11 protein-coding genes are annotated in these 11,006 nt (G+C 63.7%); 1 reads left to right on the forward strand and 10 read right to left on the reverse strand.

Annotated features, from left to right (window positions below):
* Positions 1–86: 86 nt before the first annotated feature.
* The 9 genes from ACOOFO_RS10465 to ACOOFO_RS10505 all read right to left on the reverse strand — a co-directional run bounded on the left by ACOOFO_RS10465 (position 87) and on the right by ACOOFO_RS10505 (position 9,976).
* Positions 87–1,259 (reverse strand): OprO/OprP family phosphate-selective porin, encoded by a 1,173-nt coding sequence (locus ACOOFO_RS10465; protein WP_420426715.1) that lies wholly within the window; start codon positions 1,257–1,259, stop codon positions 87–89.
* A gap of 87 nt (positions 1,260–1,346) precedes the next feature.
* On the reverse strand, positions 1,347–2,729 hold the full coding sequence (phoR, locus tag ACOOFO_RS10470; protein WP_420426716.1) for a phosphate regulon sensor histidine kinase PhoR: 1,383 nt from the start codon (positions 2,727–2,729) through the stop codon (positions 1,347–1,349).
* A 10-nt stretch (positions 2,730–2,739) separates the two neighbouring features.
* The gene (gene phoB, locus ACOOFO_RS10475; protein WP_420426717.1) at positions 2,740–3,438 is read right to left on the reverse strand and encodes a phosphate regulon transcriptional regulator PhoB; all 699 of its coding nucleotides are present in this window, start codon (positions 3,436–3,438) and stop codon (positions 2,740–2,742) included.
* Between the two features lie 57 nt (positions 3,439–3,495).
* Entirely contained in the window at positions 3,496–6,102 is a 2,607-nt protein-coding gene (pepN, locus tag ACOOFO_RS10480; protein ID WP_420426718.1) for an aminopeptidase N, read from the reverse strand.
* 39 nt (positions 6,103–6,141) lie between these two features.
* Complete coding sequence (locus tag ACOOFO_RS10485; protein ID WP_420426719.1) at positions 6,142–7,266, reverse strand: beta-ketoacyl-ACP synthase III; 1,125 nt, start codon at positions 7,264–7,266, stop codon at positions 6,142–6,144.
* A 73-nt stretch (positions 7,267–7,339) separates the two neighbouring features.
* Positions 7,340–8,731: an alpha/beta hydrolase family protein gene (locus ACOOFO_RS10490; protein ID WP_420426720.1), complete on the reverse strand. Its 1,392-nt coding sequence runs from the start codon at positions 8,729–8,731 to the stop codon at positions 7,340–7,342.
* Positions 8,731–9,309 carry an NADPH-dependent FMN reductase gene (locus ACOOFO_RS10495; protein WP_420426721.1) on the reverse strand — a complete coding sequence of 193 codons (579 nt, stop codon included), beginning with the start codon at positions 9,307–9,309 and terminating at the stop codon, positions 8,731–8,733. Before ACOOFO_RS10495 ends, ACOOFO_RS10490 begins: the two co-directional genes overlap by 1 nt.
* Before the next feature lie 4 nt (positions 9,310–9,313).
* Entirely contained in the window at positions 9,314–9,616 is a 303-nt protein-coding gene (locus tag ACOOFO_RS10500) for a hypothetical protein (RefSeq protein WP_420426722.1), read from the reverse strand.
* On the reverse strand, positions 9,617–9,976 hold the full coding sequence (locus tag ACOOFO_RS10505) for a hypothetical protein (RefSeq protein ID WP_420426723.1): 360 nt from the start codon (positions 9,974–9,976) through the stop codon (positions 9,617–9,619).
* 14 nt (positions 9,977–9,990) lie between these two features.
* Here ACOOFO_RS10505 and ACOOFO_RS10510 point away from each other — a divergent pair, with 14 nt between their 5' ends.
* Positions 9,991–10,512 carry an alpha/beta fold hydrolase gene (locus ACOOFO_RS10510; protein ID WP_420426724.1) on the forward strand — a complete coding sequence of 174 codons (522 nt, stop codon included), beginning with the start codon at positions 9,991–9,993 and terminating at the stop codon, positions 10,510–10,512.
* A 6-nt stretch (positions 10,513–10,518) separates the two neighbouring features.
* On the opposite strand, the gene ACOOFO_RS10515 is transcribed toward ACOOFO_RS10510, so the two are convergent.
* Positions 10,519–10,971, reverse strand: a complete 453-nt coding sequence (locus ACOOFO_RS10515; protein WP_420426725.1) for an acyl-CoA thioesterase — start codon at positions 10,969–10,971, stop codon at positions 10,519–10,521.
* Between the last annotated feature and the right edge of the window lie 35 nt (positions 10,972–11,006).

Genomic DNA, 11,006 nt, shown 5'->3' on the forward strand with positions numbered 1-11,006 from the left:
CAGGTTTCGAAGGGAATTCGATGCGCAGCTGCTGCGCAAAACGCGCGTATTGCATGACATCTTCGTTACAGGATGATGACACCCGACTAGAAAGCGAACTGCGCGCGGAGGGAAACCAAGTCCGGTTCATCGCCGTTCAATTCGTTGTCGGCCATGCTGTAATTGAGCATGAAGCGCACGTTCTGGTTCGGGTAATAATTGAGCGCCGCGTCCACCGTGGTGAGTTCCGCACCCGCGACGGCCTCGTTTTCCGCGTATTGGTAGCGCAAAGCCACCTCGAAGGCGCCGATTGACCCCGTGCTGGGCCGAAGATTCTTGGTACGGCCGGCGCCAAGATCGTAGCGACGGGGGGAGCCGCCGGTGAGCGCGTAACTTATCTGTGCATGATACGCGGTGAAGTCCTGCTCCGACGCGTCGTCGGGATCGGCCGAACCCACCAACCATTCGGCCTCGAAGGCAAGCGGGCCATGCAAAGCCGCCAGTTCCATATTCAGGCGGTCCACCGTGGCGCGCGCGTCTTCTGCTACATCATCACGCTCACTGCTGGCGTCAAAGAGCGTGAAGCGTCCCTCGTTGGAGCGCCCCAGCGGTCGTACACGGCCACGTACGCCACCTTGGTCCGAGACCTCCCGCGAGAAGCTGAATCCGACGTGCAACGCACTGCGGTCACGAAGGATAGGCGCTGCATACAGACGCAGCACGCCGCCCACACCATCATTGATCGCGCGTGCGCCGCCGTCACTGGCCTCGCGCAGGTTGTAGCCGGACAGCGCGTAGCCAAAAAATCCCTCAGTTCCGTGATACCCCACGCCCAGGGCGCGCGCAATCATCGAATTGGACACATGGCTGCGCTCGATAAAGACAATGTCGTTCGAGCTGGTGATTTCCTCGAAGCCCTGGAACTGCTTGAACTGCCCGACGATCAGACGACCCGGCCCGAGCTCACGCGCGACGAAGGCGTCCTTAAGGTCGGATTCGTCGGTGGCATTGTCAAAGGTGACCTCGTAGTCCCAATTGCGCAGATGGCCGATGAGGCCAATGCGGGCGCGGCGTACGAAAGCGCCACTGGTGTGGTCAACGCGGTCGCTGCCATAGAAATTGGCGTCTGCATGCAGTCGCCCGCTGATTCGTGCTGCGAAGGTGCCATCGTCCGCACTGATGACCAGCTTGCCGTCGGTATTGATTGAAACAGCCTGCGCAGTGCCGGCCAGTGCCATCAGGACGGCGCCCACTGCACCCCCTTGGATTGAAGCTTTCATGCAATTCCCCTGTATGCCTTGTCGTTGTCGTTGTCACCGCGCGCGGTGGCTCGACAGGTGAATTATGACAGTTGTGTTACAGCTCGCTTAACCGGCGCGCCGCTGCTGGCGCACCTGATGCAGCCGATAGGCGGGAAAATGACAGACGAAGACACTGCCCTCGCCCGGTTCGCTCTCCACAGTCAGTTCCGCTTCATGGTGCTCCAGGGCGTGCTTGACAATGGCAAGCCCCAGTCCGGTTCCACCCGTGGCGCGCGAGCGGCCCACATCCACGCGAAAGAAGCGCTCCGTGAGCCGCGGGATGGCATCCGCCTCGATGCCGATGCCGCTGTCCTTGACCCGCAGCAGCGGATAGTCCGAGCCACTTGCCCGTGCCGTCCGCCATTCCACTTGGATGGTGCCGCCGTCCGGAGAGTAGCGCACGGCATTGCTCAGCAGATTGATGGCGATGCTCTGCAGCTCACTTTCGCGCCCGTACAGAAGAACGTCCGCATCGATCTCGCTTTCGAATCGATGCACCCCGCGCGACAGGGTTTCCGCTTGGCGCAGGGCGTCATGCAGCAGCTTGGCCATATCGATGGGCTCGTTGCGCGGTGCCGGCGTGTCGCTTTCCAGCCGCGCCAGTTTGAGCAGATCGCCGATGAGGTGCTCCATTCGCCCGAGCTGACCCCGCATTTCGCCCAGCGGCGCGCCCCACGATGCGAGCGCGCTGTCGGATCGGCCCGCCTCGCCGTGCATCATCTCGATGTAGCCGCTCAACACGGTCAGCGGTGTGCGCAGCTCGTGCGAGGCGTTGGCCACGAAATCGCGGCGCATCCGATCCAGGCGCTGGTGCTCCGAGACATCGCGCACGATCAGCAGGCGCTGCCCGTTGCCATAGGGAATCAATCGCAGGTTGAGGGTGTACTGCGCGTTCAGCGGTGAGGGTAGCTGGACATCCTTGCTGAAATCACCCTGCTCGACGTAGCGCTGGAAACCCGGATGTCGAATCAGGTTGTTGATGCGCGCACCGATATCCTGCGGCGAACGCAGACCGAGCAAACCCTGGGCCGCAGTGTTGAACCAGGCGATATGCCCGCGCGGTGTGACCACGATGGCACCATCCGGCAGCGCAGCCGTCGAAGCCTGAAACTCGGCAAGAATGGAAGCCAGCTTGCGCTTGCGCTGCCGCGCCCTGCGCTGGGTGGCGTAGAGGCCTTCGAAGATTTCCCCCCAAACGCCGCCGCTTTCGGGAAGCTCCACCCGTTGCGGGTTCAGACTCCAGCGCGCGAGCAGATAGAGCAGGCGAAAGTGGTAGCTGACCAGCACCAGAAGACCGACGGCCATGCCGAGGTGCGGCGCCGCGAACAAATAACCCGCGAGCCAACCTCCCCCGATAGCCAGGACGAGACGACGCAACTCCACGAGCCACGCGCGACGCATGTCGGAAGCCAGCGTGCGGCGGTTGTCCTCGACTTCGGGACTACTCACCCGGGCTGCGTCAGAATTTGTCGGAGAATCGATAGCCAGTGCCACGGACTGTCTGGATCATGCCATCGTAGCCGAAAGGCGCCAGGGCCTTGCGCAGGCGACGGATGTGCACATCCACCGTACGCTCTTCGACATAGACGTTATGCCCCCAGACGCGGTCCAGCACCTGCTCGCGCGTGTAGACCCGCTCCGGATGGCTGGCGAAAAAGTGCAGCAGCCGATACTCGGTTGGGCCAAGACGTACGGGATCGCCATCGGCGGTGACGCGCTGACTGGCGGCATCCACCGCCAGTCCGGAGACCGTGATGCATTCGGATTCGCCACCCGGTACCGCACGACGCAGCACGGCGTGGATGCGAGCTACCAGTTCCGGGAAGGAGAAAGGCTTGGTCATGTAATCATCGGCACCGACATTCAGGCCGCGTACCGTGTCCTCTTCCTCCGTGCGAGCGGTCACCATGATGACCGGGATGTCGCGCGTCGTCGGATCCGCTTTGAGTTCGCGCGCGTAATCCACACCGGAAGTACCAGGGAGCATCCAGTCGAGCAGGATGAGGTCCGGTCGCAGGTCCGCCACCTGCACGCGCGCCTCCGACACGTCACCGGCCTCGAGCACGTCGAAAGATTCCCTTTCCAGAGCGAAGCGGATCATCTCTCGGATGCCGGCCTCGTCTTCCACCACCAGAATGCGCTTTCCTGACACGTCCATGACAGCCTTATTGCCAGCTCGGGAGAATATTGGCAATAGGTGACACTTGCGTGACAGTCAGGATGGCAGTGCGGCGTCCAGCATCTCCAGTACATTGGCCGAATGCACGCGCCCGCGCAGTGACTCGACCGCAGCCCGTTGCAGGCTGGACCAGGGCTCCTCCAGCCGCGCGAATCCGATCATAGGACGGCAAAGCCGGGCGGCGATCTGCGGGTTGCTTCGATCCAGCCTTTCCAGTATCTCGGCATAGAGCCGATAGCCCCCTTCGCTGTGAAAATGCGCAATATTGTCGCGCGCAAAGGTCGCCACTACCGCTCGTACGCGGTTGGGGTTCTGCCAATCGAAATCCGGATGGTCCAACAGCTGCTGCACGCCCTCCACGGTGCAATGCGGCGATCCGGCCTGCACTGCGAACCAGCGGTCCAAGACCAGCGCGTCATTGCGCCAGCGCTCGTAGAAAGCGCCATTGGCCAGCGTGCACTCCCCCGTCGCCGTCTGGTTGAGGCCTTGCAGCGCCGCCATGGCCAGTGTCATGTTGTCGTCGCAGACGCGACGCCGCGCCAGTGCCAGCACGGTATCCGGCTGAAGCAGCAGCAGATAGCCGAGCGCTACGTTGGTCAGTGCGCGCGGCCCGGCGCGATTCGGCCCAATGGGGTTGCGCTGCGCCCAGACCGATAGCGGTCCGCACAGCGCGCGCGCCACGGCCTTCTTCAGGCTGAGGAAGGCGGTCATGAAACGCTGCGGGTCGATCGTTTCATACTGCTCCCACAGCCATGACAGCGCAGGTGGAGCGAGCAGCATGGCGGTGAAGGCTTCATCCTCAGGCGGCGCCGCGGCAATCCGTTGCAGACTGACGAGCAGCGGTTCCAGCAGGGAATCGTCCTCCACCATCAGGGCGCGATGCGCCTGCGCATGCAGCTGCTGCAAGGCGTCCCAGCGGACATAGGGATCGGTGGCCTGTACGGCCAACCGCTGCAGATCCAGGGAGCTGTAATCGGCTTCGAGAATGACCGGTGCGGACAAGCCCATCAAACAGGCTGGCAACAGCGGCTCCTGGCTGTCGATATCCACCGTCATTTCCGCATCCGTCATCAGCAACAGGTCGTCTCGCTGTCGCGCTGGATGCTCGGGTAGTGCTCGCAATCCGCCCTCGGCATCCAGCAGCTGCATGCGGATGGGAATCGGCAAGGGTTGTTTGTCGGGCTGGCCGGGTGTAGGCGGTGTGCTCTGACTGAAATGCAAGCGCACGCGGGACTGCTCGGACAGCCACTCACGGCGCAGCCGCAGCCGCGGCGTGCCCGCCTGGCCGTACCACGCCAGAAAGCCGTCGAGATCGACATTCGCAGCAGTGGCCAGCGCCTGCACGAAATCCTCGATGGTGGCTGCCGTCCCGTCGTGCGCCTTGAGGTAGGCCCGCAATCCCTCCCGGAAGGCCTGCTCGCCGATGCGCGCGTGCATCATGCGGACGATCTCTGCCCCTTTTTCATAGACCGTGGGCGTATAGAAGTTGTTGACTTCCTTGTACGCCTCCGGCCGCACCGGATGTGCCGTCGGACCGGCGTCCTCGGGGAATTGCACGGCGCGCAGCGCACGCGCCTGTTCGATGCGTTGCACCGAAGCACCCAGCACATCCTCACTGAAGCGCTGGTCGCGAAAGACCGTCAGGCCTTCCTTCAGCGAAAGCTGGAACCAGTCGCGACAGGTGACCCGGTTGCCCGTGTAATTATGAAAGTACTCGTGGGCGATCACCGAGGTGATGGCATCGAAGGTCGCATCCGTGGCCGTTCGGGTCGAAGCCAGAACCAGCGACGAATTGAAGATATTGAGACCCTTGTTCTCCATGGCCCCCATGTTGAAGGCCCGAGCCGCCACCACAATGTACGTATCGAGGTCGTAGTGCAGCCCGAAGACCTCCTCGTCCCAGCGCATCGCCTGCTTGAGGGCGTTCATGGCGTGGTCCACCAGGCCCTCGCTGCCGTGGTCGACATAAAACTCGAGCGCGATCGGTCGATCCTCGCTGGTGCGGTACTCGTCGCGCACCAGCGCCAGATCGCCCGCCACCATGGCGAACAGATAGCAGGGCTTCCGGAAAGGGTCTTCCCACACCGCGAAGTGACGCCCATCGTCAAGCGTTCCGCGCTCTACACAATCGCCATTGGCGAGCAGCACCGGGAATCGCGAAGCGTCAGCGGTCAGCCGCACCCGAAAACGGGAGAGCACATCCGGACGATCAATGAAGGGCGTGATACGCGAGAAGCCGTGTGCCTCGCATTGGGTGCAGTACATCGGGCCCGAGGCATAGAAGCCCTCCAGGGCCGTGTTCTGCTCAGGATGAATGGCGCATTGCGTCTCGATATGGCACTCGGCCGGCAGACCGTGTACCCAGAAGCCGTCATCGCCATGCACGACCCGTTTGCCATCCAGTACTTCGCCGTCGACCGCGATCGAGAGGAGTTCCACGTCGCGTGCGTCCAGCCAGAGGGGGGCATCCATCGCCGCCGACTCGTCGCGCCGGACTTCCAGGCGCGCACGCACCAGTGTCCGCGTATCGACGTCCACCGCCAGCTCCACGCTGTCGATGTGGTAATCCGGCGGCTGATAGTCCGCCCGGCGAATCCAGCCGGCACCGCTGTGGGGCGCAGCGGCTGCTCGATCGTCTGCCATCGAAAATCCCGCGAAAGAAGAAGTGGGCGCTGCGCGTGTTCAGTGCTTGCGCATGACGACGCAACCCGCCGAATAACCGGCGCCAAAGCCACTCAACACCACCACATCGTCTGCCTGGATGTCGTCGCGGTGCTTGTGGAACGCAATGACCGACCCGGCCGAGCTGGTGTTGGCGTACTCGTCGAGAATAACCGGGGCATCGTCGGCGGTGGCATCGCGTCCAAGCACGCGCCGGGCGATATATTCGTTCATCGCCAGATTGGCCTGGTGCAGATAGAAGCGGCGCACGCTGTGCGGATCGATACCAAGATCGCGCAGGTGTGTGCTGATCAGCTCGGACACCATCGGCACCACATCCTTGAACACGCGCCGCCCGTTCTGGACGAAGAGCCGATCAGCCTCGCTGCGCCCCGGCGACTCGCTGCGATTCAAGAAGCCCCGGTTATTGCGGATATTGTTCGAGAAAACGGTACGCAGCCGCGTTCCGAGCACTTCGAACTGGCCAGCCGCGGGCGCACCCTCGGCGGCCGAGACCAGCACGGCGGTGGCGGCGTCGCCAAAGATGAAATGCGAATCCCGGTCGCAGAAATTCAGGTGCCCGCTGCAGATTTCCGGACTCACCACCAGTACCGCACGCGCGCTGCCGTTGCGCACGGCGTCCGCCGCCGCCTGAATGCCAAAGGCCGCCGAGGCGCAGGCAACATTCATGTCATAGCCCCAACCCTCGACACCCAGCGCGGCCTGCAACTCCACCGCGATGGCCGGATAGGGTCGCTGCATGTTGGAACAGGCCACGATGATGCCGTCGACGGCCTCCACGCCAACGCAGGCCTGCTGCAGTGCCTCACGACTTGCCGCGGCACCCATGTCGCACATGAAGGAGGGCTCGTCATTGCCGCGCGTGGGCAGCCGCGGCCGCATGCGCTGGGGGTCGAGGATCCCCTCGCGATCCAGCACGTAGCGCGAACGAATACCGGAGGCCTTCTCGATGAACTCGGCCGACGACGGCTGCAGCGGTTGCACACTGCCTGCCGCGATGGCGTCCGCGTGCTCCGCGTTGTACTGCGCGACGTAGGAATTGAAGCTTTCCACCAGCTCTTCGTTGGAAATCTTCTGTTCGGGGGTGTAAAGCCCCGTGCCGCTAATGACCACCGTCTGCGCCATATCGCCTCGTCGCCCGTTGTCGTGTGATTTTGACCTCAGAGTGTAGCGTGCGCGTTGCCTTCAGGGTGGCGGCCTACCCCGTTGGCCATTCCGCCACTTCCATGGCGCGACGCAGCTCGCGCGTCACCACGCCGCTGCCGCGGAAGGTGACATGGCCGCCGGGATACCAGGTCGGCTCCACCGCCCAATGCGCGCCAAGGCGCGCCACCTCCGCGGGGGGAACCAGTCGGTCGGCCAACCCGCCGAAGATGAAGCGACGACCATGCGGAATGATGGGCGCATGCGCCAGTGGCGCGACCGGCTGCAGAACGGCGCGCAGCAGTTCCGGGTCGGCGCCCCGATGCGCGAAATAGCGCTGGTGCAGATCGGGCAGATTGGGCCACAGCACATCCGCGAGGTCCGACACCGGGATGCCGGCGATGGCGAAATCCAAGGCTTCGTGCTGCGCCAGCAACGCGGTGTTGTAACCGCCCAGCGAAAAACCCAAGGCGCCGATGCGGCGCACACCGCGGGCGCGCAGCCAGGCGACATGGCGCCGCAGATCCCATAGCGTCTGGCACTCCGCATGCAGCAGATCGCCCAGATCGCCGTCGAGGAATTGGCTACCCGTGATCCAGCCGCAACGCCGCATGCCATGCAAGGGAAGCACCGGCATGAGCAAGTTCAGGCCGTACTTCTCATGCAGCACGCGCGGCGGGAAGAGCGAGAAATCAAGCGCCGGATGCCCCATGCGGTAGCCGTGGACACAAAGCAACCACGGGCGATCTTCGCCATCGGGATGCTCGAACACCCAGGCGGCGGTCTGGCGAGTGGCGTCGAAGCGCTTCCAGGCATCGGCGCCGGGCAGTTCTGGATGCGGTGCAAACTCGCTATCGAAGTGCAGCGACCGGTAATCCATACCGAACAGACTGCGGTTGTGCCAGACGACGTGTTCCGGCGCCTCCGGCGTGCCGTGCAGTGCCGCGGGTTTACGGTCAAAGCCCAGGCGTTCAACCGCCTCGCGCTGGGCCTTGAGGGTTTCGATGCAGTCGTCTGCGGCCTGCCCCGCGGGAACCGATGCGGTGCCAGAGAAATAGCCGAGCAGCGCTTCATCAATCGCAGCGCGCGCATAGGTCGCCAGATCCTCCGGTGGCGGAGGAATGCCTGGGGTGGTGGGCATCAGGTGCAGACCCTCTCGCCCGCTCAGGATGAGACTGCCCACCGAAAGCAGCACGGCCAGCAGCGCGCCATCGTCAAAGGCCCAGAAGAAGGATGCGAGTATCAGACCGAGGATGCCGCCTACCGCCATCATGCGCGGAATGCGCACGTCACCCGGCATGAACAGCAGCGCCAGCCCGGCCGTGAGCAACAGAGCGCCTGGCAGCATGGTGAACAGCAGCCCAAAGCCCTCCCCCGCCGCGATCCAGCAGGCACCGGCGGCAATCGGAAGAAAGGACCAGAGGTTGTAGCGTTTGGGTGCGCGCATCATCCTTTCCCGTGGATGGCTTGCATCCAGAACAGCAGATCGTCCATGACGCCAGCGACCGCCTCCTGGTTCTTGCTGTCACGCAGCGCACCCTGGGCATCAAAGGCATCGCCTGCCTTGGCGAGGGCGAACTGGCGGGGCACCACCATTGCGGAGAGATTGCCCAGAATCTCTCGCACGTGACGCAGGCCGCGCAAACCACCCAGCCCGCCCGGAGAAGCGGCCAGCAGCGCCATCGGTCGCCGCTGGAAGCAGGCCGGCGCAGGCAGCGCATCATCGGGCCGGGAGACCCAGTCGATCACGTTCTTGAGCAGCGGCGTCACGGAACCGTTGTATTCCGGACAGGCCCACACGATCCCGTCAGCGGCGTGAAAGGACGCCTTGAGCGCCCGCGCCTGTTCCGGCAGGCCCGAGGCCGATTCCAGGTCCTGGTCCATCAGGGGCAAGGCTCTTAGGTCGGAAGGCGCAATACGCATGACGTCGATGTCGCGCGCTGCGAGCTCTGCGGCCGCAACCTCAAGCAGAGCCGTGTTGAACGACGCCGCCCGCGCCGAGCCACTCAAACAAAGGACCTTCATGGAATCACCCCACTCCCAGCATGTTCAGACCAACAAAGAGCACTACCAACGACACGCCCCAGCCCGCCACCTGATGCGCCGGCCAGAAGGGCCAGCGGCGCTGCAGCGAGCGCACACACACGCCTCCCGCCAAGGCCAGCATGCCCGAGAGCAGCACAACGCGAAGCACCCCAATGAGGGTGCTTTGGTATTTGGGGAACTCGTCGACCCAGAAGGCGAGCAGGATGGCCACTACCGACAAGGTCACGACGAAAGTCACGCCAAAGGCGAGCAGCACCACATTGGCAATCTGGAGGTATCGCAGCACTTAGCCTTTTCCTGAGTCATCATCGCCATCCGCACTGCGCACCCAGGAACGAATAGCTAACCAACGCGCAGCGGGGAGAATTTCCGCCCGAACCTTGGGCAGAGAGGCCCCGGCGCGCGCAAACAGCATCGTGAATTGCCGCGCGATGCGGTCGCGGTAACGGAAGACGCTGCCCACCATCGGGATCGCACGGTCGTTCAGCATGGTGATCTGGTCGTCTGGTTCGTCCCCGAACCGAAAGGCCAAGGTCAGACGCACTTCAAGCGGATTATCCCGTTCCCGTTGGCGGCGTGCGGCGCGACGACTCGCTAGACTGGATGACTGGCCGGACTTCGGCTTCGTCTCCTTTTTTCTCGCCATCGAGATCTCCTCCCATGCCCGATTCCGCCCCCCTGATCTGCTTCAACCACGGCAAGGAAAGCGGGCCGTGGGGCACCAAGATCAAGCGGCTGGCGGATGTCGCCCGCGACCACGGCTTCGCCGTGGTGTCGCCGGATTATACGCATACCTTTGATCCCCACGAGCGCCTGCAGCAGCTTGTGGAATCAAGGCCTGAAGGCCATCCCCTGGTGATGGTCGGATCAAGCATGGGCGGCTATGTAGCAGCGCACGCCTGCGCGCAGCTGGACGTGGATGCGCTCTTCCTGCTCGCGCCCGCGCTCTACTTTCCTGCCTGGCCAGAAGAGCCCACCGCCATACCGGAGCACTGCGAAGTGCTGCACGGGCTGCACGACGACATCGTTCCGCCACAAGTGGCCGATCGCTTCTGTCAACGCCATGGCGCAACACTGCGCTGGCTGGACGCGGGACACGCCCTCAACGAGCGCCTCGACGAAGTTGCCGAGCACTTCGCGCGCTTCATCGCACCCCTGACGACGGCGCCCGTGAGGGGCTGAGAACGCTTAGAGGAGCGGACTGACCTGGTAGGCCGCCACGAATGCCTCAGGCTGGCGACGCGGCCGCCCCGTGGTCATATCGACACAAGCCCACTGCGTCCGCGCATTCATCACCGCGCGCCCATCCGACAGACGGATGATGCGGTAGCCGCGCCACATCGTGACTCGGCCATCGTTTTCCTCGATCCAGGTGCCAACGATCAGCGTATCGTCAAGAAAACTGGGCGCCAGATAGTCGAGCTCATGCCGCCGTGCCACGCAACCTGCACCAATGCGATGGTAAGCCGCCATATCCAGGCCCAAGGCACAGGTGTGCGACCACGCGCACTGCTCGAGCCAACGCAGATAGGAGACGTTATTGGTGTGGTCGAAGGCGTCGATGTCGTCGACGCCTACCCGCACTTCAATGCAGTGCGGGCTGGCCACGGGCCATGACAGGGCTGCAGCGGTATCGTCCATCACCCGATTATGCGACAGCACAGGCTTGCCAGCAC

The organism is Algiphilus sp., from assembly GCF_965216485.1.
Taxonomy (GTDB): Bacteria; Pseudomonadota; Gammaproteobacteria; order Nevskiales; family Nevskiaceae; genus Algiphilus.